Source organism: Chromobacterium sp. Panama, from assembly GCF_003052555.1.
GTDB lineage: Bacteria > Pseudomonadota > Gammaproteobacteria > Burkholderiales > Chromobacteriaceae > Chromobacterium.
Genome location: NZ_QARX01000001.1, coordinates 660,723 through 683,824 on the forward strand (window position 1 = coordinate 660,723; position 23,102 = coordinate 683,824).

General features: G+C 64.3%; 27 protein-coding genes. 15 read left to right on the forward strand and 12 right to left on the reverse strand.

The features are described 5' to 3' along the window. The first annotated feature begins 204 nt into the window (after positions 1-204). Positions 205-1,602 (forward strand): amino acid permease, encoded by a 1,398-nt coding sequence (locus DB032_RS03110; RefSeq protein WP_107798205.1) that lies wholly within the window; start codon positions 205-207, stop codon positions 1,600-1,602. 53 nt (positions 1,603-1,655) lie between these two features. On the opposite strand, the gene DB032_RS03115 is transcribed toward DB032_RS03110, so the two are convergent. Beyond that, on the reverse strand, positions 1,656-2,099 hold the full coding sequence (locus DB032_RS03115) for a hypothetical protein (protein ID WP_107798206.1): 444 nt from the start codon (positions 2,097-2,099) through the stop codon (positions 1,656-1,658). 420 nt (positions 2,100-2,519) lie between these two features. Here DB032_RS03115 and DB032_RS03120 point away from each other — a divergent pair, with 420 nt between their 5' ends. Continuing rightward, entirely contained in the window at positions 2,520-2,861 is a 342-nt protein-coding gene (locus DB032_RS03120) for a DUF6616 family protein (RefSeq protein ID WP_107798207.1), read from the forward strand. 88 nt (positions 2,862-2,949) lie between these two features. Here the strand turns inward: DB032_RS03120 and DB032_RS03125 are convergent, their stop codons facing one another. Both DB032_RS03125 and DB032_RS03130 read right to left on the reverse strand, forming a co-directional pair. Continuing rightward, positions 2,950-3,291 carry a hypothetical protein gene (locus tag DB032_RS03125; RefSeq protein ID WP_107798208.1) on the reverse strand — a complete coding sequence of 114 codons (342 nt, stop codon included), beginning with the start codon at positions 3,289-3,291 and terminating at the stop codon, positions 2,950-2,952. Positions 3,292-3,333: 42 nt separating this feature from the next. Then, positions 3,334-4,101 carry a hypothetical protein gene (locus DB032_RS03130; RefSeq protein WP_107798209.1) on the reverse strand — a complete coding sequence of 256 codons (768 nt, stop codon included), beginning with the start codon at positions 4,099-4,101 and terminating at the stop codon, positions 3,334-3,336. A 151-nt stretch (positions 4,102-4,252) separates the two neighbouring features. Here DB032_RS03130 and DB032_RS03135 point away from each other — a divergent pair, with 151 nt between their 5' ends. Then, positions 4,253-4,810 (forward strand): GNAT family N-acetyltransferase, encoded by a 558-nt coding sequence (locus tag DB032_RS03135; protein ID WP_107798210.1) that lies wholly within the window; start codon positions 4,253-4,255, stop codon positions 4,808-4,810. 64 nt (positions 4,811-4,874) lie between these two features. On the opposite strand, the gene xseA is transcribed toward DB032_RS03135, so the two are convergent. Both xseA and DB032_RS24050 read right to left on the reverse strand, forming a co-directional pair. After that, positions 4,875-6,227, reverse strand: a complete 1,353-nt coding sequence (xseA, locus tag DB032_RS03140) for an exodeoxyribonuclease VII large subunit (protein WP_107798211.1) — start codon at positions 6,225-6,227, stop codon at positions 4,875-4,877. A gap of 5 nt (positions 6,228-6,232) precedes the next feature. Beyond that, the gene (locus DB032_RS24050) at positions 6,233-6,403 is read right to left on the reverse strand and encodes a hypothetical protein (RefSeq protein WP_158274226.1); all 171 of its coding nucleotides are present in this window, start codon (positions 6,401-6,403) and stop codon (positions 6,233-6,235) included. A gap of 2 nt (positions 6,404-6,405) precedes the next feature. Between DB032_RS24050 and DB032_RS23495 the strand changes: the two genes are divergently transcribed. Then, positions 6,406-6,690, forward strand: a complete 285-nt coding sequence (locus DB032_RS23495; RefSeq protein WP_146176565.1) for a hypothetical protein — start codon at positions 6,406-6,408, stop codon at positions 6,688-6,690. Positions 6,691-6,777: 87 nt separating this feature from the next. On the opposite strand, the gene mfd is transcribed toward DB032_RS23495, so the two are convergent. Next, positions 6,778-10,182: a transcription-repair coupling factor gene (gene mfd, locus DB032_RS03145; RefSeq protein ID WP_107798212.1), complete on the reverse strand. Its 3,405-nt coding sequence runs from the start codon at positions 10,180-10,182 to the stop codon at positions 6,778-6,780. 363 nt (positions 10,183-10,545) lie between these two features. Between mfd and DB032_RS03150 the strand changes: the two genes are divergently transcribed. The 9 genes from DB032_RS03150 (at position 10,546) to rplI (ending at position 18,721) form a co-directional block, all read left to right on the forward strand. Beyond that, positions 10,546-13,758 carry an EAL domain-containing protein gene (locus DB032_RS03150; RefSeq protein WP_233246642.1) on the forward strand — a complete coding sequence of 1,071 codons (3,213 nt, stop codon included), beginning with the start codon at positions 10,546-10,548 and terminating at the stop codon, positions 13,756-13,758. Positions 13,759-13,826: 68 nt separating this feature from the next. Then, positions 13,827-14,582, forward strand: a complete 756-nt coding sequence (gene rlmB / locus DB032_RS03155) for a 23S rRNA (guanosine(2251)-2'-O)-methyltransferase RlmB (RefSeq protein ID WP_107798213.1) — start codon at positions 13,827-13,829, stop codon at positions 14,580-14,582. A 179-nt stretch (positions 14,583-14,761) separates the two neighbouring features. Beyond that, a complete protein-coding gene (locus tag DB032_RS03160; protein ID WP_107798214.1) occupies positions 14,762-16,264 on the forward strand; it encodes a multicopper oxidase family protein in 1,503 nt (500 codons plus the stop codon). Positions 16,265-16,355: 91 nt separating this feature from the next. Next, positions 16,356-16,682: a metal-sensitive transcriptional regulator gene (locus tag DB032_RS03165; protein WP_043632821.1), complete on the forward strand. Its 327-nt coding sequence runs from the start codon at positions 16,356-16,358 to the stop codon at positions 16,680-16,682. 25 nt (positions 16,683-16,707) lie between these two features. Continuing rightward, positions 16,708-17,010, forward strand: a complete 303-nt coding sequence (locus DB032_RS03170; protein ID WP_048415984.1) for a hypothetical protein — start codon at positions 16,708-16,710, stop codon at positions 17,008-17,010. A gap of 311 nt (positions 17,011-17,321) precedes the next feature. After that, positions 17,322-17,699 (forward strand): 30S ribosomal protein S6, encoded by a 378-nt coding sequence (gene rpsF / locus DB032_RS03175; RefSeq protein ID WP_048410930.1) that lies wholly within the window; start codon positions 17,322-17,324, stop codon positions 17,697-17,699. A gap of 17 nt (positions 17,700-17,716) precedes the next feature. Next, positions 17,717-18,016, forward strand: a complete 300-nt coding sequence (priB, locus tag DB032_RS03180; protein ID WP_048415985.1) for a primosomal replication protein N — start codon at positions 17,717-17,719, stop codon at positions 18,014-18,016. Between the two features lie 5 nt (positions 18,017-18,021). Then, positions 18,022-18,249, forward strand: coding sequence for a 30S ribosomal protein S18 (rpsR, locus tag DB032_RS03185; RefSeq protein WP_011137185.1), 228 nt, complete (start codon positions 18,022-18,024; stop codon positions 18,247-18,249). A 22-nt stretch (positions 18,250-18,271) separates the two neighbouring features. Then, positions 18,272-18,721 carry a 50S ribosomal protein L9 gene (gene rplI, locus DB032_RS03190; protein WP_048410928.1) on the forward strand — a complete coding sequence of 150 codons (450 nt, stop codon included), beginning with the start codon at positions 18,272-18,274 and terminating at the stop codon, positions 18,719-18,721. Positions 18,722-18,801: 80 nt separating this feature from the next. Here the strand turns inward: rplI and DB032_RS03195 are convergent, their stop codons facing one another. Together DB032_RS03195 and DB032_RS03200 are read right to left on the reverse strand one after the other, a co-directional pair. Next, a complete protein-coding gene (locus DB032_RS03195) occupies positions 18,802-19,137 on the reverse strand; it encodes a DUF2322 family protein (RefSeq protein WP_227107032.1) in 336 nt (111 codons plus the stop codon). Positions 19,138-19,602: 465 nt separating this feature from the next. Then, the gene (locus DB032_RS03200; protein WP_107798215.1) at positions 19,603-20,154 is read right to left on the reverse strand and encodes a hydrolase; all 552 of its coding nucleotides are present in this window, start codon (positions 20,152-20,154) and stop codon (positions 19,603-19,605) included. Between the two features lie 170 nt (positions 20,155-20,324). Between DB032_RS03200 and DB032_RS03205 the strand changes: the two genes are divergently transcribed. Next, positions 20,325-20,828 carry a GNAT family N-acetyltransferase gene (locus tag DB032_RS03205; protein WP_233246643.1) on the forward strand — a complete coding sequence of 168 codons (504 nt, stop codon included), beginning with the start codon at positions 20,325-20,327 and terminating at the stop codon, positions 20,826-20,828. A gap of 40 nt (positions 20,829-20,868) precedes the next feature. On the opposite strand, the gene DB032_RS24330 is transcribed toward DB032_RS03205, so the two are convergent. The 4 genes from DB032_RS24330 to DB032_RS24340 all read right to left on the reverse strand — a co-directional run bounded on the left by DB032_RS24330 (position 20,869) and on the right by DB032_RS24340 (position 21,985). Next, a complete protein-coding gene (locus tag DB032_RS24330; protein WP_199225797.1) occupies positions 20,869-21,033 on the reverse strand; it encodes a hypothetical protein in 165 nt (54 codons plus the stop codon). Positions 21,034-21,276: 243 nt separating this feature from the next. Then, complete coding sequence (locus DB032_RS03210) at positions 21,277-21,462, reverse strand: hypothetical protein (protein ID WP_107798216.1); 186 nt, start codon at positions 21,460-21,462, stop codon at positions 21,277-21,279. A 152-nt stretch (positions 21,463-21,614) separates the two neighbouring features. Further along, a complete protein-coding gene (locus DB032_RS24335; protein ID WP_199225798.1) occupies positions 21,615-21,785 on the reverse strand; it encodes a hypothetical protein in 171 nt (56 codons plus the stop codon). Between the two features lie 32 nt (positions 21,786-21,817). Further along, a complete protein-coding gene (locus tag DB032_RS24340; protein WP_199225799.1) occupies positions 21,818-21,985 on the reverse strand; it encodes a hypothetical protein in 168 nt (55 codons plus the stop codon). 194 nt (positions 21,986-22,179) lie between these two features. Between DB032_RS24340 and DB032_RS03215 the strand changes: the two genes are divergently transcribed. After that, the gene (locus DB032_RS03215) at positions 22,180-23,079 is read left to right on the forward strand and encodes a LysR family transcriptional regulator (RefSeq protein ID WP_107798217.1); all 900 of its coding nucleotides are present in this window, start codon (positions 22,180-22,182) and stop codon (positions 23,077-23,079) included. Positions 23,080-23,102 lie beyond the last annotated feature (23 nt).

The following is a 23,102-nucleotide window of genomic DNA, read 5'->3' on the forward strand; positions in this document are numbered from 1 at the left end:
CTGCCGTTTACCTGTTCAAAGTTTGCTGCGCTTCGTGAAAGCCGGCGCGGCGAGTACCGCTGCGAAACGCCGATGTGCCTTGTGCGCCGTGCGCTTTCTCGGCCGTTTTCGCCTTGTCTCGCTCTTGCACGCGACGCTTTGAACAGGCCTTAAGCGCCAAGGCCACAACCCTTACGCAATACAAAGACAGTTAAAGGAGCAACTATGCAACCTGCTCAAGACACCCTGCACCGGGGTTTGGAAGAGCGGCATATCAACCTCATGGCCTTGGGCGCCACCATCGGCGTCGGCCTGTTTCTGGGATCGGCCACCGCCATCAAGATGGCCGGCCCCGCCATCATGCTGGCTTACGCCCTGGGCGGTTTCGCCATCTTCCTCATCATGCGCGCGCTGGGCGAAATGGCCATCCACAATCCGGTGGCCGGCTCATTCAGCCGCTACGCGCTGGATTACCTCGGCCCCTTGGCCGGCTACCTGACCGGCTGGAATTACTGGTTTCTGTGGCTGGTGACCGGCATGGCGGAAATCACCGCCGTCGGCGTCTATATGGGCATCTGGTTCCCGGACATTCCGGCCTGGTACTGGGCGCTGGCCGCGCTGGTGGCCATGGGCGGCGTCAACTTCATCGCGGTCAAGGCTTATGGCGAATTCGAGTTCTGGTTCGCGCTGATCAAGATCGTCACCATCGTGCTGATGATCATCGGCGGCCTGGGCATGATCGTGTTCGGCCTGGGACACGGCGGCGTGGCCACCGGCATCTCCAATCTGTGGAGCCACGGCGGCTTCATGCCCAACGGCTTTGGCGGCGTGCTGATGTCGCTGCAAATGGTGATGTTCGCCTACCTGGGCGTGGAAATGCTGGGCCTGACCGCTGGCGAAGCCAAGAACCCGAAGAAAGCGCTGGCCCGCGCCGTGGATTCGGTGTTCTGGCGCATCCTGATTTTCTACATCGGCGCGCTGTTCGTGATCCTGGCGATTTATCCGTGGAACGAGCTGGGCACCCGCGGCAGCCCCTTCGTGCTCACTTTCGAGCAGCTGGGCATCCCCGCCGCCGCCGGCATCATCAACTTCGTGGTGCTCACCGCCGCGCTGTCCTCGTGCAATAGCGGCATTTTCAGCACCGGCCGCATGTTGTACAACCTGGCCCAGCAACAGCAGGCGCTGCCCATCTTCGCCAAAGTGTCGCGTCAGGGCGTGCCGGTGTTCGCCTTGCTGATGTCGGTGTTCGCGCTGTTGGTGGGCGTGCTGCTCAACTATCTGGCGCCCAAGGAAGTGTTCACCTGGCTGACCGCGATCTCCACCTTCGGCGCGATCTGGACCTGGGTGATCATCCTGCTGGCCCAGCTGCGCTTCCGCCGCACCTTGAGCCGCGAGCAGCTGGCGGCGCTGGCCTACAAGATGCCGTTATGGCCGTATGGCTCCTACATCGCCATGGGCTTCCTGATCCTGGTGGTGGGCTTGATGGCCTATTTCCCGGATACCCGCATCGCCTTGATCATCGGCCCGGGTTGGCTGGCCTTCCTGGTGGTGGCCTATTATCTGTTGGGCTACAACAAGCGCAGCGCCGAGGAAGTGGCGCGGCTGGCGCAGAACGCTCGCTGAGCGCGCGCCGCCGTCTTGTCAGCCCGCTCTTTTGGAGCGGGCTTTTTTGCGTCTTAACGCGGCAGCCAGCTGCCGCTCAACGAGTAATCGCCGGCTTGCTGCCGCGTGGGGCCGCTGAGCGGATGGGCCGGCGGCGGCGCGTGCTGCCCGCAGTCGCTCTGGCCGAAGCAGCGCGGCAGCGGGTTGAAGCCGGGGCAGCCCGGCGGCGGGTTGACGCCGACGCAATGCTGCATTTGCTCTCTTTGCCGCCGCTCCAGCAGGCTGGGGCTGCGTATTTCGGCCTTGACCGAGAAATCCGGACCGGCGTCCAGGTTCTTCAATTGCACCGCGCCCTTGTACTTGAGCGCTTTATCGGTTTTGTCCTTCGCCTTCATCGACGGCTTGGCGCGCGTCTCCCAAGGGTCTTTGACGGCGAAGTCGTAAGAAGGCAGAGGCGCCGCCGCCAGGCTCGCGCTCAAGGCGGCCAGCGACAGCGATAGGGCGTGTCTACACTGCATGATGGATCTTTGTCCTGCGGTGGCAATGCCGCTGGCGCCCGGCTGCTGCCAGGCAGGGAGGGGCGCGCGGAATGCTCTTGTTGGGGGAATTGGCTGGCGCGGCCGTGGCCGCGGTGGCTGAACGCCGCTCCTGTAAATTTCAATGGGAGCGGGCGGATGCTTTTTATAACATTAAAGTTTTTCAGCTGGCAATAAGATGCAATGACAGGCGAAGCGGCGCGCGGCTTAATCAGCAGGCCGCGGCTTAGAACCTGTTTACGATCTCGCGAGCTAAGGCGAGGCAAGGCGAAAACGGCTGAGAAAGCGGAATGTACACGTGGTACATGAGCATTTCGAAGGTGTGCTCACCGTGTAAGGCTCCACGACGCGCAGCAGATCGTAAACCGGTTCTTAGGCCGTTCACACTCACGGAGATTTTCTATGGCGCATTATCTGGTGGAATTGTACAGCCCGAAGCCGGCTTGGCTGGCCTTGAGTTTTTTGCACCGCACCGACTTCCTGGATCAGGTCAAAAGCAATATCGAGGCGCTGCCCGGCCTGGGCATTCAACTGCTGACCTTGAGCCAGATCGCGGCCGACGCCGATCAGGCGGCGCCCTATCACTTCCTGGGCGTGTGGAGCCTGCCTGACCAAGAGGCCTGTGAGGGGATGCTGGCCGGCATCCGCGCCAGCGGCTGGTACGATTATTTCGATCACGTCAACGCGGTGGGCGCGGCCGGCGGCGTGGACGTGCATCTGGCGGACCTGCTGCAAGTCAAGTAAGCGCTTTGGAAACCGTTGCGGACGGCAGCTTGGGTTGTCGTCCGCAAAGAGACGTCAAAGGCGGCCGGCGGACAGCCGGCCGTTCCGCTTATCGTTCCCGCAGCACGCGCCACTCCACGAACTCGGCGGGATCGCCGGTTTCCTTGGTCTCGAAGACCGCCGGAATGTGGAAGGGCTTGCCGGTGGCGACATTGGTGCCGGCGATGGTGACGGTCATGCCTTCTTGCAGCGGGTTAGGCCGCTCGCCGCCAGCCACGGCCACCGACCATGTGCCGCCGGGCAGCAGGCCGGCGAAGGTGGCGATGCCCTTGCCGTTTTCAATCCGCGGAATAGACCGTGGTTCATTGGGCGGGATGTCAGCGCTGACCGACACGTTGTTCAGGTGGATCTGGTAAGTGATCTCCTCATGGGGATCGGCGTCGTCGCGCACCTGCGGCCGCGGGCGGTGGGCATGGCGCGCGGCTTGCGCGGCTCAGGGATATTTGGCGGCGATATAGCCGCGGCAGAAGCGGGCGGTCATGCCCGCGATCAGCGCGCTGGCGTCGTCGATATTGGTGAGCGCGCGCTTGGGCGGCGGGTTTTCCGACGCACCGTGGCGGGCGTAGATGCCCAGGATGCTGGTGTTGTTGCAGGCGGCGGTGAACAGGCTGAGCTGTTCCGGATCCGCGAAGGCGTCGATGCCGGCGTCGATCTCCTTGGCGTAGTGTTTGACGCTGTCCAGTATCTTGTACAGCGTGCTCCAGGCCAGCACTTTTTCCAGCGTGGTGTTGGTGGAAATCAGGCCCAGCAGGAAGAGCAGATCGCGCAGACAGGGGTCGCGCTTGGCCAGGTAGAGCAGGTAGGACGGGTAGCGCTGGCGCGGATCTTCGTAACGGGTGTGGATCTGGTCGATCCTGGGGTTGCGGCTGAACGGGTCTTCTTCGATCCGGTGCGCGCTGACGGGATAGCTGCAGCCGTTCTCATAAGCGCTGAAGCCCAGAAACTGGATGGGCATGCTGCTCACGCAGCCGGCGGCGGCGCGCAAGGCGCCGTTGAGCAGCAGTTGCAGGCTGTAGAGGCGTTCGGATACGTGATCGGGATCGTCCAGTTCGTCGATGTGGCGCGAATAGGCGTAGAACTGCATGCCGATGTGGTCGTTCTCGTAGCCCAGATCGATGTCGTTGCCGAAGAAATGATGAGCGAGATCGGGATAGTAGCCGCCGGCGGCGACGGTGATTTCCCATTTGTGTACTGGCGACATGGGGCTTCCCTGGCGGTGGCTGGAGGGGGGATGGTTGCGGGCGCGGGCCGCGCTAGGGGCCGGATGCTAGCATAGCTTGAGTCCAAGCGCATAAATTGCTTGGGCCTGCGAGACTTTGGTCATGTCCGGCCAGCATTGATTGGGGGAGAGGATGGCGCTTGAAGCTTTAAGCCCGGCGCCGGCATTGCCGGCCCGGCATGGCAACGGTCTGCTCTTGCGGGCGGCGGTTGCGGAGGAGATGGAGGCGGTTTATCTGATGGGCCGGGATGTTTGGGGCGAGGGCTGCTCCGAGGCCGAGTATTTGCGAATCTGCCGGGATTCGCATAAGTATCGACGCGGCAGCTGGCATGTGTTGGCGGATACGGATGGAAGCTTGCTGTGTTCGGCGATTGCCTATCGCTTGCCGTCGCTGGCGGAACGGGAGGCAGTTGGCATCGGTTCGATCGCCACGGCGCCCGCCAGGCGTGGTCAGGGCTTTGCCAGCCTATTTTTGAAGGAAGTGTTGAGCGCCTACCGAGAACAAAGTTTGGCGGAGGTGTTTTTGCTGTACGCCGATATCCACTGCGAGTTTTATCGACGCTTTGGCTTCCGAGTCTTGCCTGAGGCTTCGCAAGCGCGCGGCGATGCGCTGGGGATGATGCTATGCGCGCCGGAGCTGTGGGAGGACGCCATGCTGGCGCTGGCTGAGCGTCCTCTTGGATATTTCTGATCGGAAGTGGCAATGGGGGCGTGCGGTTTTCCGCCGGCGCCGGCCTGCGCGGGCGCCGGCGGCGTCAGAACAAGCTGGGCTGCGCGCCTTGCGGATGGTCGATCACGGCCTCGGTGCTGCCTTCGGCCAGGCGTAGGCTGACGCGTTCGCGGTCGCGCAGTTCCGCCGGGGATTTGACCGCGGTGCCGTCCTGTTTTTGCACGATGGCGTAGCCGCGGGCCAGCACCGCTTCCGGATTGAGCGCCAGCAGGGTGGCGGCCAGGGTGTCCAGTTTCTGGGCCTGCCGGTTGAGCAGATCCCGACGCGCGCGCTGCAGCCGGGTTTGCAGCCGGTCCAGCGTTTGCGCGGTTTGGGCCAGGTCCGGCCGACGGCGCTGCAGCTTGCTGTCCGCCAGTTGCAGCGCCCAACGCCGTTGTTCGAACAGGCTGCCCAGCCGGCGTTGCAGCCGCTCTTGCTGGCGCTGCAGCGCTTCGCGCTGGCGTTGCAGCTTTTCGCCGGGGTGGGCCAGCCGGCGCGCCAGATAGTCCAGCTGCTGGGATTTGTCGGTCAGCAGGCGGCCGAGCGCGCGCTCCAGGCCGCGCTTGGCGGTTTCGAGCTGAGCGTTCAGGTGCTCGCGGCTGGGGGACACCAGTTCCGCGGCGGCGGTGGGCGTGGGTGCGCGTTTGTCGGCGACGAAGTCGCAGATGGTGAAGTCGGTTTCGTGGCCGACGCCGCTGACGGTGGGAATGGGGCTGGCGGCCACCGCGCGGGCGACGATTTCCTCGTTGAACGACCACAAGTCCTCGATGCTGCCGCCGCCGCGGCAGACGATGAGCACGTCCACCTCGCGCCGTTCGCCGGCGCGGCGGATGGCGTCGGCCACCTGCTGGGCCGAGCCTTCGCCCTGCACCTGGGCCGGGTAGAGAATCAGCGGGATGGAGGGCATGCGCCGGCGCAGCGTGCTGACCACGTCGCGCAGCGCGGCGGCGGCGGGCGAGGTGACGATGCCGATGGCGGCGGGGTGGACCGGCAGCGGACGTTTGCCCGCCGGGTTGAACAAGCCTTCCGCCTGCAGCTTGGCCTTGAGTTTTTCAAAGGCCTCGTACAAACGGCCCAGGCCGGCGGAGCGCATCTGGTCGACGTTGATCTGGAAGTCGCCGCGGGCCTCGTACAGGGTGACGGTGCCCTTGAGTTCCACCTGCATGCCTTCCGCCGGGCGGAAGGGCAGTTGCGACACTTTGCCGCGGAACATCACGCAGCGCACTTGGGCGCCGCCGTCTTTCAGGGAGAAATAGGCGTGCCCGGACGCGGCCAGGGTGAGGTTGGAAATTTCGCCGCCTATCCACATCGGCGGCAGTCCGCTTTCCAGCAGATCGCGCGCCATGCGGTTGAGGGAGGAGACGCTGATGACGTCGTTCTGGGGTGCGGTAAAAAACATGATTGTCAAGTGATCCACAGCGGTGGGTGGAAAATATTTTCAGCTAAAGCGAGTTGCAACTTGGCTTGCGTAGCGTTTGATATCTCTAAAAAAATCAATAAAATCAATAACTTGATTGTTTTCTTATCCAGGGCGGCTTTCAGCTCAAAACGGCTTGGCGCTTGGCTTGAGAGCATATTTGCACAGTTTTATCAACAAAGTTATCCACAGGGTTTTCGGTTTCAATCCTGTGACGCTATTTTTTCCTGTAAAAACAAGGGGCAAGGCTTTTTGCCTCAGAGTCGCTGTCCTCGTTTATCTTGATGTTGCTCAAGTAAGCGCTTTCTTCTTTCGTCCGCAGGCCATGCCGAAGGCTTGGCGTTGTTGCTTCATTATGCCTTTGGATTGGCTTGCCGGCCGCCTGGCTGAGCCGGGCGTTTGCCATCCCAAAGCGGGTGTTGCCTTTTGCGAGCCTGAGCGATAAAGGCGCCGGGACCGGGAAAGCGGCATGCGTGTTTGGCGCATGGGCATTGCCCGGCCCTCGCCGTTGCGCGAGGCCGCGCGACAGACTTTAGGAGCTTAACTCCTTCAACAGTTCCTTGACCCTGACCACGCGCAGCGCCACGTCCTGAATATCGGCCTCCACGCGCAGCTTGTCCTGTCCCGCCAGCCTGTAGTTGCGCTTGGTTTGCAGCAGCTGGATGATTTTCATCGGGTCTATCGGCGGGTTCTTGGCGAAGTGGACCTGGATGGCCACTTCGCTGGCGTCCAGCTTTTGCACGCCCAAGGGCTTGGCCAGCAGACGCAGGCGGTGGCTGTCTATCAGGGTCTTGACGGTTTGCGGTGGCAGGCCGAAGCGGTCTATCAGTTCTTCGTGGATATCGTCGATTTCCTGTTCGCTCTCGCAAGTGGCCAGCCGCTTGTAGAGCACCAGCCGCTCGTGCACGTCGGGGCAATAGCCGTCCGGCAGCAGGGCCGGGCTGTGCATATTGATTTCGGTGGTGACGCCCAGCGGCGCGTCCAGGTCCGGGGTGCGGCCTTTCTTGAGATCGCGCACCGCCTGCTTGAGCATTTCGGTGAACAGGGAGAAGCCCACTTCCTGCATCTCGCCGGACTGGCCTTCGCCCAGCACTTCGCCGGCGCCGCGGATTTCCAGATCGTGCATCGCCAGGTAGAAGCCGGCGCCCAGTTCCTCGGACATCTGGATGGCTTCCAGCCGTTTCATCGCGTCCTTGGTGATGCCGTCCGGCGTCAGCAGATAGGCGTAGGCCTGATGGTGGCTGCGGCCTACGCGGCCGCGCAGCTGGTGCAGCTGGGCCAGGCCGAACTTATCGGCGCGGTTGATCAGGATGGTGTTGGCGTTGGGGATGTCGATGCCGGTTTCAATAATGGTGGAGCACAGCAGCACATTGAAGCGCTGCTGCAGGAAGTCGCGCATCACTTGTTCCAGCTCGCGTTCGCGCAGCTGGCCGTGGGCTACGCCGATGCGGGCTTCCGGCACCAGCTCCGCCAGCTTTTCCCGCATGTTTTCTATGGTGTCCACCTCGTTGTGCAGGAAGAACACCTGGCCGCCGCGTTTGAGTTCGCGCAGCACCGCTTCGCGGATCACGCCGTTGGCCATCGGGCTGACGAAGGTTTTCACCGCCAGCCGGCGGCTGGGGGCGGTGGCGATGACGGAGAAGTCGCGCAGGCCTTCCAGCGCCATCGACAGCGTGCGCGGAATCGGCGTCGCGGTCAGCGTCAGCACGTCCACATTGGCGCGCAGCCGTTTCAGTTGCTCTTTCTGGCGCACGCCGAAACGATGTTCCTCGTCGATGATGACCAGGCCCAGGTTCTTGAACTGGATGTCCGGCTGCACCAGCTTGTGGGTGCCGATGACGATGTCCACGCCGCCGTCGGCCAGGCCGGCCAGCGCGGCCTTGCTTTCCTTGGCGCTGCGGAAGCGGGACAGTTCGGCGATTTTCACCGGCCAGTCGGCGAAGCGGTCGGAGAAGTTCTGGAAGTGCTGTTCCGCCAGCAAGGTGGTGGGCACCAGCACCGCCACCTGTTTGCCGCCGAGGACGGCGACGAAGGCGGCGCGCAGCGCGACTTCGGTCTTGCCGAAGCCGACGTCGCCGCAGACCAGGCGGTCCATCGGCTTGCCGGAGCACATGTCCTGCACCACGGCTTCGATGGCGCTGGCCTGGTCCGGGGTTTCCTCGAAGCCGAAGCCGGCGGCGAAGGCTTCGTAGTCGTGGTGGGACAGGCTGAAGCTGTGGCCTTCGCGCGCGGCGCGCTGAGCGTAGAGGTTGAGCAGCTCGGCGGCGGTGTCGCGGGCTTTTTCCGCGGCGCGCTTCTTGGCTTTCTCCCAGGCCGGATTGCCCAGTTTGTGCAGGTGGATCTGGTCCGCCGCGCCGCCGGCGTAACGGGAAATCAGATGCAGCTGACTGACCGGCACGTAGAGGGTGGCGCTGTCGGCGTACTCCAGCTGCATCAGCTCGGTTTCGCCTTCGCCCAGGTCCATGGACACCAGGCCGACGTAGCGGCCGATGCCGTGCTGTTCGTGCACCACCGGGTCGCCGGCCTTGACCTCGGCCAGGTCGCGCAGCATGGAGTCGGAGCCGGCGCGCGCGCTTTTGCGGCGGGTGTGGCTGCGCGCCACATGCTGGTAGAGCTCGGATTCGGTGACCACGGCGATGCCGGCGCCGGGCAGGGCGAAGCCGGTGTAGAGCGGGGCCACGCTCAGCGCCAGCGGCATGTCGCCGGCGAGGAACTCGGCCCAGCCGTCCACCGGGCGCGGCTTGATGCCGTGCTCTTGCAGGAATTGATGGACGGTTTCGCGGCGGCCCAGGCTTTCCACGGTGATCAGGATGCGTTGCCCGCCGCTGCGGATGAAGGCGTCCAGCTTGTGCAGCGGTTGTTCGGCGCGGCGCTCCACCGCCAGTTCCGGCAGCGGGGCGCAGCCTTCCGCCAGTTCGCCGTCGCCGGCCAGTTCCACGCGGGCGTAAGGCTTGAGCCGCGCCATCAGTTCGTCAGGGCGCAGGAAGATGTCGGCCGGCGGCAGCACCGGGCGCTCGGTGTCGCCGCGCGCCATGTCGTAGCGGCTTTCCACGTCTTGCCAGAAGACCTGGGCGGCCTGTTGCACATCGTGGTGCAACACGATCAGCGCGTCTTCGCCCAGGTAGTCGAACAGAGTCGCGGTGTCGTCGAAGAACAGCGGCAGGAAGTATTCGATGCCGGCCGGCCACAGGCCCTGGGAGACGTCTTTGTAAATGCGGCTCTTGCTGGGGTCGCCTTCGATGCGCTCACGGTAGCGCTGGCGGAAGGCGGTGACCCCGCTTTCATCCGCCGGGTATTCCCGCGCCGGCAGCAGGCGGATTTCCGGCACCGGGTATAGGGTGCGCTGATTGTCCGGATCGAAGGTGCGCAGGCTGTCGATTTCGTCGTCGAACAGATCGATGCGGTAGGGCAGCGCCGATCCCATCGGGAAGAGGTCGATCAGACCGCCGCGGATGGAGAATTCTCCCGGGGCCATCACCTGAGTGACGTGGTGGTAGCCGGCGGTGACCATATTGGCGCGCAGCTGCTCCACATCCAGCCGCTGCTTGGCCTGCAGGAAGAAGGTGCGTCCCAGCAGATAGCCGATCGGCGCCAGCCGCGTCATCGCGGTGCTGACCGGGGCGATGATCACATCGCATTCGCGCTGATGGATTTGCCACAAGGTGGCCAGCCGCTCGCTGACCAGTTCGCCGTGGGGGGAGAAATGGTCGTAGGGCAGGGTCTCCCAGTCCGGCAGCAGCGCCACGCGCAGCGAGGGCGCGAAGAACGGAGCTTCGGCTTGCAGGCGCTGCGCCGATTGCGCGTCGGCGGCGAGGATGAGCAGCGGACGCCGCTCTGCGGCGAGGCGGGCGACGATGTTGGCGTCCAGCCCGGCGGGCAGGCGTCCGTGACGAGTTTTCTGACTGGCGGGAGGGATCCGCGGGAGGTTATCCAGCATGCTGCTTCACTAGTTTTGGCGGTTTCGGGCTTGGCGGTTTCGGGATTATAGCAGCCGTCCGGCGCGCGCCGTTTACCCGGCTTGCGCTGGGCGGGCGTCGCTTGTGTCCAGCGGGGTGAATATTTTCATCGTCATTGTCTGGCTGCATCCGGCAATTGCATATATTGTATGTCAGCCGGGTGATTTTGTTTTTCGTTTGGCATATATGCGCTTGATTTGTTAATGCAAAATTAATTTCGGCGCGCGGCGGGGCGCCGGCGCGAATGGGGGCGGGGTGGCGTGACAGTCGGATCGGCTTGCCGGGACGCGGCGGTGTTTCTGGGGTTTTTGGCGTGCACGGCTTTTTGGCCGCGCGAGCCGGTATTGGGATTTTCGCTGGCGGCCTTCCTCGCCCACGGTGTATGGAGCTATCGTTTTTTGCGTCGCGGCTGGCGCCAGTCCTGGTGGTGGCCGCTGGCCGCCGCCGCGCTGGCGGCGCAATGGTCGCCGCCGCAATGGGCGGCCCTGCTGCTGATCAGCCTGTACGCGCTGGCGCCCGGCCTATACGCGGCCGGCCTGCGCGGGGGGCTGGCGGTGCGTCAGCCGGCGGACTTGCTGCGGCTGCTGCTGCGGCTCGCCTGCTATCCCTCGGTGCTTTTGGCCGGCCTGGCCGCCGGCGCCGGCTGGCGCTGGTTCGGCATGGAGGGCTTGTGGTCGTGGGCGGCGCAGGCCTGGGGCGTGTCCGGCCTGGCCCTGTCCTTGTGCGCGCCGCCGGCCTTGTACGCGTCCGGCGCGCCGCCGACGCGGCGCCAGGTCTTGGAAACCGCCCTGATCCTGGCCCTGGCCAGCGTGATGTGGTTCAGCCTGCTGGGCAGCAGCGTCGCCTATTCGCTGCCCTGCCAATTGCTGTTTTTCCCGCTGATGCTGTGGGCGGCTTTCCGCGTCGGTTTCCGCGGCGCGGCGCTGGTGGGGGCCTGGGTGCTCGGCCTGCTGTCGCTATACGTGCTGGCGCCGGAGCTGACCATGCACGCCAGCGTGCTCAACGGCGCCAGCGAGGTGGCGCTGACCCTGGCCTTGAGTTGCGCCACCCTGCTGGTGTCGGTCTTGGCCGACGGCCATCGTCAGAACGAGAGCGCGCTGCGCGAGTTTCGCGCGCGGGTGGAGTCCCTGGTCAACAACAGTCCCAATATGATGTCGCTTAAGGGGCTGGACGGCCGGTTTCTGCTGGCCAACGCCGCCTATGCGCGCCGGGTGGGGCGCGCCCCTCAGGGCATGCAGGGTCTAACGGTGGAGGAGCTGTTCGACGAGCAGGACGCCGCCCAGATCCGCGAGCAGGACGCGGTGGTGCTGTCCTGCCTGGAGCCGCGCCAGTTCGAGGAGAGCTTTCTGTTCAACGGCGTGCTCAGCCATTTGCTGGTCACCAAGTTTCCCTTGTTCGACGCCCATGGCCGCCCGGCCGGGGTGGGCAGCGTGGACACCGACATCACCCAAACCCGTCAGGAGCAGAAAGCCAAGCGCGAAACGGAGGAGCGTTACCGCGCGCTGGTGGAGCAATCGCTGGTGGGCATCTACATCCTGCAGGACGAGAAGCTGATCTACGCCAACCCCAAGCTGGCCGCCATCATCGGTTATCAGCCCAAGGAAATGGAGGGCATGGGTCTGGAGCAACTGCTGGTGCCGGGCGAGGCCGCGCGCATCCGCCAGCAAATCGTCAAGCGCTATCGCGAGAATATCGCGGTGCTGCAATACGGCACCCGCGCGGTGCGCCAGGACGGCGTGGTGGTGGACGTGGAAATCCACAGCCGGCTGTTCGACTACGAGGGCAAGAAGGCCATCATCGGCGTGGTGATGGATGTTTCCGAACGGCTGGCGGCGGACGCCAATCTGCGGCTGGCGGCCAAGGTGTTCGAAAACTCGGCGGAAGGCATTCTGCTGATGGACGCCGAGGCGCGCATCATCGCGGTCAACCACGCCTTCAGCGGCATTACCGGTTACGCCGAGGCCGAGGCGCTGGGCAAGGTGTCGCGCATTTTTGGCGATCAGAAACAGCTGAGCCGGCAGGCGATGCTGGAGGCGCTGGCGGGCGGCGGCCATTGGCAGGGCGAGATGCTGGACCGCCGCAAGAGCGGCGAGTGGTATCCGGCCGAGCTGGCGATCTCGGCGGTGCGCGACGCCGGCGGCGCGCTCAGCAATTACGTGGCGGTATTCTCCGACATCACCCTGCGCAAGCAGTCCGAGGAACGTCTGCAGTTTCTGGCCAATCATGATCCGCTGACGCAGCTGCCCAACCGCAGCAGCCTGACCACGCGTCTGGACGAGGCCATCATCAGCCTGGATTGCGCCAGCGGCTCGCTGGCGGTGATGTTCATCGACCTGGACCGTTTCAAACTGATCAACGACTCCTTCGGCCATCAGGCCGGCGACGAGTTGTTGCGGGAGACGGCGCTGCGCCTGCAACGGGCGGTGGGGGGGCGCGGCCTGCTGGCGCGGCTGGGCGGCGACGAGTTCACCCTGGTGATGACCGGCTTCAAGGACGCCGCCGCGCTGGTGACCGCCGCCGAGGACACGCTGGCGGCGCTGGGCCAGCCGCTGCGGCTGGAAAACCACGAGGTCTACGTCACCGGCAGCATAGGCATCAGCGTCTACCCCAATGACGGCACCGACGCTCAGACCCTGCTCAAGAACGCCGATGTGGCGATGTACCGCGCCAAGGAAGCAGGCAAGAACACTTACCAGTTCTTCGCCGCGGAAATGAACACCCAGACCTTCGAACGCCTATTGCTGGAGAACGGCCTGAGGCTGGCGCTGGAGCGCGGCGAGCTGGAACTGCATTACCAGCCGCAGGTGGACGCGGTCAGCCGCCGGGTGCTGGGCGCGGAAGCGCTGATCCGCTGGCGCCATCCGCAACTGGGCCTGGTGCCGCCGGGCCGCTTCATCCCGCTGGCGGAGGAAACCGGCCTGATCAAGCCCATAGGCGACTGGGTGCTGCAGGAAGCCTGCCGCCAATTGGCGGTATGGGACCGTCAGGGCGTGGCGGTGCCGCGGCTGGCGGTGAATTTGTCCGCGCGCCAGTTCGAACAGCAGCTGCTGCCGCTCAAGGTGGCGGAGGCGTTGCGGGCGGCGGGCCTGTCCGCGGCGCGGCTGGAGCTGGAAATCACCGAAAGCATGATCATGCTCAACCCTGGCGAGGCGGTGCGCCAGCTGGGCGAATTGAAGGCGCTGGGCGTGGGCCTGTCCATCGACGATTTCGGCACCGGTTACTCCTCGCTGTCCCATCTGAAGCGTTTTCCGCTGGATACCTTGAAGATCGATCAATCCTTCGTCGAAGGCCTGCCGGACGACGGCGACAACGCCGCCATCGCCGAAGCCATTCTGGCGATGGCGCGCAAGCTGCAGTTCCAAGTGGTGGCGGAGGGCGTGGAGAGCGAGCGCCAGGCGCAATTCCTCACCAGCAAGGGCTGCGCCTTGCTGCAGGGCTATCACTTCGGCCGCCCGGTGCCGGCGGCGGAATTACCCGCCTTGCTGGCCGGCATCGTCGCCGTGGGCGAGCAGCGGCAGCTCGGGCTGATGTCCGGCGTGGAGGTGCTGGGCAGCTGAACGCAAGCCGGTTTTGCCCTGAACCGCCGCGCGCTCTAAAATGGCGGGATTGTCATTAGAGAATCGCCATGAGCAACAAACGCCTGATCCACGGCTTTCACGCCATCAATGCCCGTCTGTGGCAGAACCCCAAGAGCCTGCTGGAAGTCTGGCTGGCCGGCGGCCGCCACGACGCCCGCGCCAAGGCGGTGCTGGACAAGGCCGCCGAGGAGGGCATCAAGCTGCACATCGTCGACAAGGAACGCCTGGACAGCATGAGCGGCAACGCCCGCCACCAGGGCGTGGCGGCGATGATAGACGCCAGCCGCAACTTCGTGCACCTGGACGACGTGCTGGACAATCTGAGCGAACCGCCCTTGTTGCTGATCCTGGACGGCGTCACCGATCCGCACAATCTGGGCGCCTGCCTGCGGGTGGCGGACGCGATGGGCGCGCACGCGGTGATCGCGCCCAAGGACCGTTCCGCCGGCCTCAACGCAACCGTATCCAAGGTGGCGTGCGGCGCCGCCGAGGTGATTCCCTATCTCACGGTCACCAATCTGGCGCGCACGCTGCGCGACTTGAAAGACGCCGGGATCTGGATCGCCGGCACCACCATGGAGGCGGATACCGACCTCTACCACTGCGACGCCGCCGGCCCGCTGGCCTGGGTGATGGGCTCGGAAGGCGAGGGCATGCGCCGCTTGACCCGCGAGCACTGCGACGTGCTGGTGTCCATCCCGATGTTCGGCACGGTGGAAAGCCTGAACGTGTCGGTGTCCGCCGGCATGGTGCTGTCGGAAAGCCGCCGCCAGCGCACGCTGGCGCAGGCCAAGGCCGATTGAGCCCTGGCCGCCCGCACCGCCAAGCCCCCGTCCTCGGGGGCTTTTTCTTGGGCGCGGGGTTTGACTGTGATCAGATGCGAGCCTAAAAAAGTAGACAGAATACGGAACCGATCTGGCGCCGCCGCAGTCTTGTTGATACCTTACCTGGGTATCCTATTTGCGAGAGGGGGAGTGCAGTGATGGATAGACGTGGATTCATCGGCGCCGGCGCGGCGTTGGCTCTGGTTCCGTTGTTGCGGCAGGTCTGGGCGGCGCAGCCGCCCGCCGTCGATCACGCGGCGATGGGACATGGCGGCATGGGCGCGGCGGCGGAGACAATGCCGGCCGCGGCCGCTTTGGGCCTGCCGGCGGGCCTGGCTTTGCCGGCCCTGCCGCTGTTGCGCAACCAGAGCGCCTTGCCCGGCGTGTTCAGCGCGGCGCTCAGCGCCGGCGCGCAGGCGCTGCCGCTGTTGCCCGGCAAGCCCGCCACCGTGTTCTGGAGCTATAACGGCCAGGTGCCGGGGCCGACGATAGAAGTGTTCGAAGGCGACGAATTGCGGCTGCATTTCGAAAACCGCCTGTCCCAGCCCACCACCATTCATTGGCACGGCCTGCCGATTCCGGCTGACCAGGATGGCAATCCGCAAGACCCGGTGCCGCCGGGAGGGAGCCGCGAATACCGCTTTACCTTGCCGCAGGGCTGCGCCGGCAGTTACTGGTATCACCCGCACCCGCACGGACATACCGCCGAGCAGGTCTATAGGGGACTGGCTGGCGTGTTCGTGGTCAAGAGCCGCAGCGATCCGCTGGCGCATCTGCCGGAGCAAAGACTGGTGTTGTCGGACCTGAAGCTGGACGCCGACGGCAAGATCGCGGCCAATAGCGAAGCCGATCGCATGGACGGCCGCGAAGGCCAGTTCCTGCTGGTCAACGGCGCCTGGCGGCCGCATCTGACGCTGGGCGTCGGCGAGCGCCAGCGCTGGCGGGTCTGGAACGCCAGCAGCGCGCGCGTGCTCAAGCTGGCCCTGCCCGGCCACGAACTGGAACTGGTGGGCAGCGACGGCGGCCTGCTGCAGCGGCCGCGACGCATCGACAGCCTGACGCTGCCGCCCGGCGCCCGCGCCGAGCTGGTGGTGACCGGACGCTTCGCGCCCGGCCACGGCGCCGGCCTGCTGGCCCTGCCGTATCGGCGCGGCAAGATGATGTCGGCCGAGCAGGACGCGAGCCTGACGCTGCTGGAGCTGCGCCGGGGCGCCGTCGCCAAAGCCACGGCGCCGCTGCCTGAGCGGCTGCGTGAAATCCGGCCCCTGGGCGCGCCGGCGGTGCGGCGCAGGGTGGTGTTGTCCGAAGACATGGCCAATCCCGCCGCGATGTTCCTGATCAACGGCAAGACCTTCGACATGGAGCGGGCGGACTTCCTGGGCAAGGTGGGGGCGGTGGAGGAGTGGGAGATCGTGAACGAGGCCGATATGGACCACCCCTTCCACATTCACGGCACCCAGTTCCAGGCGCTGGCGCGCCGCAAGGACGGCGTCTGGCGCGAAGAACCGTTCCTGGCCTGGCGCGACGTGGCCAACGTCTCCGCCGGCGAGACGCTGCGGCTGCGTTTCCGCCAGGACATGCCGGGCCTGCGCATGTTCCATTGCCACATCCTCGAGCACGAAGACGCGGGGATGATGGGCATGCTGCGGGTGGAGGCCTAGGCGGCCGCGCGCAACTGCGTCACAATGGCCGCAGCCCGGCCCGCCGGACGGCGGCCGGGCTCGCTTTGAACCCGCTTGGATTAGGATGGACATGACGCAAGAAAAACCGCAGGACGGCTGTTGCGACGCAGCGGCCCCGCTTTCCGACAAAACCGTGGTGCAGCCGGGCAAGAGCGCGCTGATCAAGCGTTTGGCGCGCATCGAGGGTCAGGTGCGCGGCATCAGCGGCATGGTGGAGGCGGACCGTTATTGCGTGGACATCCTGACCCAGGTGGCCGCGGTCAAATCGGCGCTGGACGCGGTGTCGATGCAATTGCTGGAAAATCACATGAAAGGCTGCGTGGCGCGCGCGCTGCATCAGGGCGACGCCACCGGCATGGTCACCGAACTGATAGACGTGGTCAAAAAAGTGCGCTGAGCCGCGTCGCCGCAAAGGAATGCACATGAAAACCCCGCTCGCCGTCCTGTTGTCCCTCGCTTCCGCGCTGGCCGCGGCGGGGCCGATTCCGTTCGAGGTCTACATCAAGCTGCACAAGGGCATGTCCGAGGCCGAACTGGTGTCCCAGGCCGGCGCGCCCGATTACAGCAGCAACGGCCCCACGGTCAAAACCAAGGACGCCAACGCGGTGGTGGAAACCAGCACCCGCTCGCTGTCCTGGCTCGCCAACGACGCCGTGCCCTATACCACCACGGTGACGCTGAGCAATGGGGTGGTGGTGGATATCTCCCGCGACAAAAAGCTCTGAGAACCTGTTCAAAGTCTGCTGCGCGTCGTGAAGCGTTGCACGGCGAGTACGAGCTCAGAATGCTCATGTACCCCTCGTGCATTCCGCTTTTTCGCTCGTTTTCGCCTTGCCTCGCCCTCGCTTGAGAGGCTTTGAATCGCGACTTGGGGCGGATTCCGAATCCCGTCTTCGCCACAGCCTTGCCGCCGTTCCGCGCGGAAGCCCCTGATTTATTTGCCTGCCGCCGGCTTAGCGCGTAGAATGCTGCGGTTTCAACCCCTTGCCTTTTGCAACTGCATGGCAAAAGGCTTCAATAGCCACAAGGAGTTAACATGCGTCATTACGAAATCGTGTTCATCGTCCACCCGGACCAGAGCGAACAGGTTCCGGCCATGATCGAGCGCTACAAGGGCATGGTTCTGGCCGCTGAGGGCAAGATCCACCGTCTGGAAGACTGGGGCCGCCGTCAACTGGCTTACCCGATCCAGAAGCTGCACAAGGCTCACTACGTTCTGATGAACGTAGAGTGCCAGTCCGAGACCCTGGCCGAAATCGAACACGCCTTCAAGTTCAACGACGCTGTTCTGCGTCACCTGACCATCAAGCTGGAGCGCGCGGTTACCGAAGCGTCCCCGATGATGAAGGACGAAAAGGCCAAGAACCTGCTGGACGCCCAGCAGCCGGCAGCCGAGGCTGAAGCTTCCGCCTAATTGGCCGGAGCAAAGTCTTGCAGAACCGTCTGGCGCTGACCGCCACGGTCGACCGAGAGGATGCGCTGAGATACACGCCCGCCGGCTTGCCGGTGTTGGAAATGTGGCTCAAGCATCAGTCCAGACAGACAGCTCACGGTTTTGATCGGGATGTGGCCTGCGAAATACAGGCCGTGCTGATAGGCGAAGACGCCCGGAAGTTTTCCGGGAAACTGGCGGGAAACACGGTGAATCTCACCGGCTTTCTGTCCCAGCGCAGCCTCAGGAATCCGCGGTTAGTGCTCAATATCGAATATGTTGAATTTGTAAAAGGTTAGTCAAAATGGCTCGTCAACTCTTCAAGCGCAAGAAGTTCTGCCGCTTCACGGCAGAAGGCATCAAGGAAATCGACTACAAATCCGTTGATCTCCTGAAAGACTTCATCGCCGAAAACGGCAAAATCATTCCGGCTCGCATCACCGGCACCAAGGCCCGCTACCAGCGTCAGCTGACCACCGCTATCAAGCGTGCTCGCTTCCTGGCCTTCCTGCCGTACACCGACCAGCACTAAGCCGGGAAAAGGAACTTAAAAGATGCAAATCATTCTGCTCGAAAAAGTTGCCAACCTGGGTCAACTGGGTGATGTGGTTAAAGTCAAGGATGGTTACGGTCGTAACTTCCTGATCCCGCAAGGCAAAGCCAAGCGCGCTACCGAAGCCAACCTGAAACAGTTCGAAGCTCGTCGCGCCGAACTGGAAGCCAAGCAAGCCGAGATCCTGGCCGACGCCAAGGTCCGCGCCGAGAAGCTGAACGAAGCCGTTGTCACCATCGCTCAGAAAGCCGGCGTTGACGGCCGTCTGTTCGGTTCCGTGACCAACGCCGACGTGGCTGAAGCCGTGACCGCCTTCGGCGTTGCGGTTAAGCGCACCGAAGTTCGCCTGCCGAACGGCCCGTTCAAGGCCATCGGCGAGTACGACATCGAGATCGCTCTGCATCACGACGTCGTGACCCCGATCAAGATCGTGGTGGTTGCCGAAGCTTAATTCCTGTTTTCAGGAACGCTTTATCAAAAAGCCCGCTCATTCGAGCGGGCTTTTTGTTTGGGCGCGCGCCGGGGCGCGGATCAATCGTCCTGGCTCAGCACCAGGCGCGCGCGCAAGCCGGGCGCGTCGGCCTCGGCGATGGACAGCAGGCGGTCGATATTGGGGTGTTTTCCCGGATTGGCGCGCGCGTCCGGCGTGTGTTCGGCGTAAAGCGCCAGTCCCTCGCGCGCGGCCTTGCGGTCGATATGGCCGTGGGTCTTGATCAGGGCGTGGTAGACGCGCACCGAGCCGGCGGTGCCGGGCTGATTGTCCAGCCGGCCGACCGGCTCGCCGCTGGCGTCCAGCAGCACGATGGCGCGAATGTCGTCGACGGCGGGCAGGGTGTTGAGGATGTCCTTGAAAGCGCTTGCTTGCATGATGTGTTTCCTATTGTCGTTATCGTGGCGGGCCGCCGGGGCGGCCCGTTGAGGGGGGCGTTGCGCATGGGCCGCGGCGTCGGGCCGGGCCGGATGCAAGACCGTTCCAGTGTAGCCGGGTATTAGGCGGCGGGCCGGCTGAGAAAGTTCAGCCGGCTGCCGCGCGTTGCACATTTTTGGTGCGGCCGCTCGGCCGTCTTGCCTTGATTTGGTGCAATGTATGCCGACAGCTCTTCATTACACCATGCTTTGGATGACTTTGTGTTGCGGATTTGTTAATGAATCAAAGGCTTGGCCTGTGATTGTTAACTTGGCACGGCAATTGCTAACTATAAAGCGATCTGGTGACGCCAGGGCATGGCCCGGCGTCTCGCGCCAGTCTCCAAAGGGGATAAGAGAGCGGCAAAGCCGCCTTGGATCGGGGTCGATCGGCGAAGCCGGCGACCCCGTTTCATTTTCAGCGCATCAGGGCTGCTCGCCCACCAGATAGCGCTGGCTCATCCGCTTGAAGTGCTCGCTGCCGGCCTGGCGCAAGCATTCGAACAGCACCATCTCCTTGCTGACGATGACGGCTCCGGCGTCGCGCATCCTTTGCAAGCCCAGTTCAATGTCGGACGCCTTGCGGCTGGACACCGCGTCCGCCACCACGAAGACCCGCTTATCCAGCTCCAGCAGTTCCAGCACGGTTTGCAGCACGCAAACATGCGCTTCCATGCCGCAGACGATGGCTTGCGGCCGGGTCAGCACGGCGTCCGGCAGACAGTGGGCGGCGACGCAGGAAAAATGGGTCTTCTCGACCACCTTGGGTTCCGGCGCCTGGGCGAGCAGCTCGGGCAGGGTGTGGCCCAGGCCGCGCGGATATTGCTCCGAAAACACCACCGGCAGGCCGTGGTCGCCGGCCACGCTGATCAGCCAGCGGCAGCGCGCCGCCATGCCGGCCGCGTCGACGACCGCCGGCGCGAGTTTTTCCTGGACGTCCACCACCAGCAGGCTGGCCAACTCCTTGTGCATCAGCATAATGCGCTCCTTGGGGCGTGTGAGGGGTTTGTCGCAGCATTCAGGATACCTGTTTTGACGCGGGCTTGCGCCGCGCCGAAATCCTTTTGTCATTTTCGCTTGCCGGCCTCATCCCGTTCCGTTGATGATGACTCAAAGGCCGAATCGCAATAATCGACAGGAGGTGAATCGTGGATGGACTGCATATCCGCAAGGTGGAGCCGGAAGACGCGCCCGTCTTGGCGGCGATGATGGTGTTGGAGGAGGTGGTGGCCAATACTTTGCAACTGCCCTACCAATCGGTTGAGGATTGGCGGCGGAAGCTGGCGCAAACGCCGCCGCACGTGCATTCCCTGGTGGCCTGCAATGCCGAAGGGCGGGTGATAGGCAATGCCGGCCTGATAGGCGACGAGCGTCCGCGCATCCGGCACGCGGCCAGCCTGTTCATCGTCGTGCATCCGGATTGGCACGGCCGCGGCGTGGGTTCCGCCTTGTTGCGGGCGCTGCTGGAGCTGGCCGACAACTGGTTGGGATTGTTGCGGGTGGAGCTGGCGGTGGTGCACGACAACGAGCCGGCGATCGCCCTGTATCGCAAATTCGGTTTCGAATTGGAAGGGAGGCGGCGGATGGAACAACTGCGCGCCGGCCGTTATGAAGACACCTTGATCATGGCGCGTTTGCGCCGGCCGGTATGACGAAGCGCCCGCGTGGGCGGGCGCTGGCGTGGCTGCGCGCTTATTTGGCTGCGGCGTCCTGCGCTTGCGGCGCCGGCTGCTGCGTTTGCAGCTGAGCGTCCATGCGCGCGCGCATTTCCCACATATTGGACAATCCTTCGCCGGCCATCGCGGCGCCGGACAGCAGGATCAGGGACAGGGTGGTCAGTACGGTTTTCTTCAGCATGATGTTTCCTTTCATGGCAAATCGACCGGTCGACCGGCTCGGCGCAGGGCGTCGACGGAGGTCGGCTGCGGGCCTGGCGAAGCCTGTCGCTGTTTGGGCGGCCTGCATCGCCATTGAATTCTAGTGAAGGCAGGGACTTTGTCCGGCCATGGCGGTGATCAATTTGCAAACGAGTGTGAATCGCGTTTCGCGGGGCCTGGCCTCCCGCCGCGGAGCGCGGGCGGGAGGGGGCGGTTCGCCATCTTAGCTGGCGGATTGGCTGGTCTGAGCGCCGGCTGCCGCGCTTGGCTGCGCGGCGCTTTGCTTGGCGGCGATCTGGGCCTCCATGCGCTCGCGCATTTCACGGGCGTTGCTGGCGCCTTCGCCGCCGGCCATGGCGGCGCCGGACAGAATGATCAGGGACAGCGCGGTGAGTACGGTCTTTTTCATGATGGTTTCCTTTCATTGCGATCTTGCCGGGGCCGGACTTGCTGCGTCCGGCGGCAGGGCTTGAGTCGACATTCTATGGCGGGCTTTGCCGCAGTGCGGTAAACGATTGTGAGCGTGTGCTAATGAGTTTTGACGGCGTTTACAAAGCCGGATTACCGGCCGGCCTGGCTGGTTTGAGGCGCTGTCGGCGCTTGCTTGGCGGCGATCTGGGCGTTCATGCGTTCGCGCATTTCACGGGCGTTGCCGGCGCCTTCGCCGCCGGCCGTGGCGGCGCCGGACAGAACGATCAGGGACAGGGCTGCGATAAGGCTGTGTTTCAACATGGTGAATTCCTTGTAAAGTGTGGGACGGGCGCTTATTTGGCTTGCGGAGCCTGGGCCGGGGTTTGGGCCTGCTTGGCGTCGATCTGGGCTTGCATGCGTTCGCGCATTTCACGAGCGTTGCCGGCGCCCTCGCCGCCGGCGGCGGCTGCGCCGGACAGAACGATCAGAGACAGGGCGGCGATAAGAGTTTGCTTCAACATGGTCAAAATCCTTGTGTGATTGAGTGGCTTGGCGGCGGCGAGGATGTTCAAAATGCTAGAATCGATCCGGCGCTCCGCTAAGAAGCCGCTTAGCCTGCTCTGGCGGGCTGTGCGACTTAGTGACTGAATATTAAGGATGTTTTTTCGCCGCAGATAGCGGAATGATTTGCACTGAACCATCAGTAAATTTGAATATGAAACTATCTCTCGACGCTTTGCTGGTGCTGGACGCCATCGATAATCACGGCAGCTTCGCCGCCGCCGCGGACGCCCTGTTCCGGGTGCCGTCCGCGGTCACCTATACCGTGCAGAAACTGGAGCAGAGTCTGGGCGTGCAGATCTACGACCGCAGCGGCCACCGCGCCCGGCTGACGCCGGCCGGCGAGCGCCTGCTCAAGGACGGCCGGCATCTGTTGGACGCGGCGCGTCAGCTGGAGCTGCGGGTCAGCAAGCAGGCTCAGGGCTGGGAACACCAGTTGCGCATCGTGATCGGAGACCTGGTGGATTTCGCCCAGGTGATTCCCTTGATCGCGGAATTCGATCAACTGGCCTCGGCTACGCGGCTGATTTTCCGCAGCGAGATTTTCGGCGGCACCTGGGACGCGCTGTACGACGACCGAGCCGATCTGGTGATAGGCGCGCCCAATATGCCGCCGCCCGGGGATTATTTCACTCGCACCATAGGCAGTTACGATTTCGTCTTGGTGGTGGCCGCCGGCCACCCGCTGGCGGCGGAGGACAAGCCGCTGCCGCCGCATGTGTTGCGCCAGCACCGCGCGGTGGCGATAGGCGACACCTCGCGGCGCTTGCAGCCGCGCACCGGCGGTTTGCTGGACGGCCAGGACGTGCTGACCGTGCACAGCAGCCGCGCCAAGCTGGACGTGATCCTGGCCGGCCTGGGCAGCGGTTATCTGCCGCGCTCCATGGTGGGGTCTTATCTGGCCAGCGGGGACTTGGTGGCCAAGGAGGTGGCCGAGGACAGCCCGGACCACCAGATGTGTTTCGCCTGGAAGCAGGCGCAGCCGGGCAAGGCTTTGCAGTGGTTCATCCAGCGGCTGGAGCAGGCGGTGGAGGCGGGCGAGCTGCGGCCGTGAAAAAGCCGGCGTCCGCGAGGAGG

Bases quoted from the DNA above. Each gene is read 5' to 3' on its own strand.
- DB032_RS03110 (WP_107798205.1), top strand. From the start codon at position 205: ATGCAACCTGCTCAAGACACCCTGCACCGGGGTTTGGAAGAGCGGCAT.
- DB032_RS03115 (WP_107798206.1), bottom strand. From the start codon at position 2,099: ATGCAGTGTAGACACGCCCTATCGCTGTCGCTGGCCGCCTTGAGCGCG.
- DB032_RS03120 (WP_107798207.1), top strand. From the start codon at position 2,520: ATGGCGCATTATCTGGTGGAATTGTACAGCCCGAAGCCGGCTTGGCTG.
- DB032_RS03130 (WP_107798209.1), bottom strand. From the start codon at position 4,101: ATGTCGCCAGTACACAAATGGGAAATCACCGTCGCCGCCGGCGGCTAC.
- DB032_RS03135 (WP_107798210.1), top strand. From the start codon at position 4,253: ATGGCGCTTGAAGCTTTAAGCCCGGCGCCGGCATTGCCGGCCCGGCAT.
- xseA (WP_107798211.1), bottom strand. From the start codon at position 6,227: ATGTTTTTTACCGCACCCCAGAACGACGTCATCAGCGTCTCCTCCCTC.
- DB032_RS24050 (WP_158274226.1), bottom strand. From the start codon at position 6,403: ATGCTCTCAAGCCAAGCGCCAAGCCGTTTTGAGCTGAAAGCCGCCCTG.
- mfd (WP_107798212.1), bottom strand. From the start codon at position 10,182: ATGCTGGATAACCTCCCGCGGATCCCTCCCGCCAGTCAGAAAACTCGT.
- rlmB (WP_107798213.1), top strand. From the start codon at position 13,827: ATGAGCAACAAACGCCTGATCCACGGCTTTCACGCCATCAATGCCCGT.
- DB032_RS03160 (WP_107798214.1), top strand. From the start codon at position 14,762: ATGGATAGACGTGGATTCATCGGCGCCGGCGCGGCGTTGGCTCTGGTT.
- DB032_RS03165 (WP_043632821.1), top strand. From the start codon at position 16,356: ATGACGCAAGAAAAACCGCAGGACGGCTGTTGCGACGCAGCGGCCCCG.
- DB032_RS03170 (WP_048415984.1), top strand. From the start codon at position 16,708: ATGAAAACCCCGCTCGCCGTCCTGTTGTCCCTCGCTTCCGCGCTGGCC.
- rpsF (WP_048410930.1), top strand. From the start codon at position 17,322: ATGCGTCATTACGAAATCGTGTTCATCGTCCACCCGGACCAGAGCGAA.
- rpsR (WP_011137185.1), top strand. From the start codon at position 18,022: ATGGCTCGTCAACTCTTCAAGCGCAAGAAGTTCTGCCGCTTCACGGCA.
- rplI (WP_048410928.1), top strand. From the start codon at position 18,272: ATGCAAATCATTCTGCTCGAAAAAGTTGCCAACCTGGGTCAACTGGGT.
- DB032_RS03195 (WP_227107032.1), bottom strand. From the start codon at position 19,137: ATGCAAGCAAGCGCTTTCAAGGACATCCTCAACACCCTGCCCGCCGTC.
- DB032_RS03200 (WP_107798215.1), bottom strand. From the start codon at position 20,154: ATGCTGATGCACAAGGAGTTGGCCAGCCTGCTGGTGGTGGACGTCCAG.
- DB032_RS24330 (WP_199225797.1), bottom strand. From the start codon at position 21,033: ATGCTGAAGAAAACCGTACTGACCACCCTGTCCCTGATCCTGCTGTCC.
- DB032_RS03210 (WP_107798216.1), bottom strand. From the start codon at position 21,462: ATGAAAAAGACCGTACTCACCGCGCTGTCCCTGATCATTCTGTCCGGC.
- DB032_RS24335 (WP_199225798.1), bottom strand. From the start codon at position 21,785: ATGTTGAAACACAGCCTTATCGCAGCCCTGTCCCTGATCGTTCTGTCC.
- DB032_RS24340 (WP_199225799.1), bottom strand. From the start codon at position 21,985: ATGTTGAAGCAAACTCTTATCGCCGCCCTGTCTCTGATCGTTCTGTCC.
- DB032_RS03215 (WP_107798217.1), top strand. From the start codon at position 22,180: ATGAAACTATCTCTCGACGCTTTGCTGGTGCTGGACGCCATCGATAAT.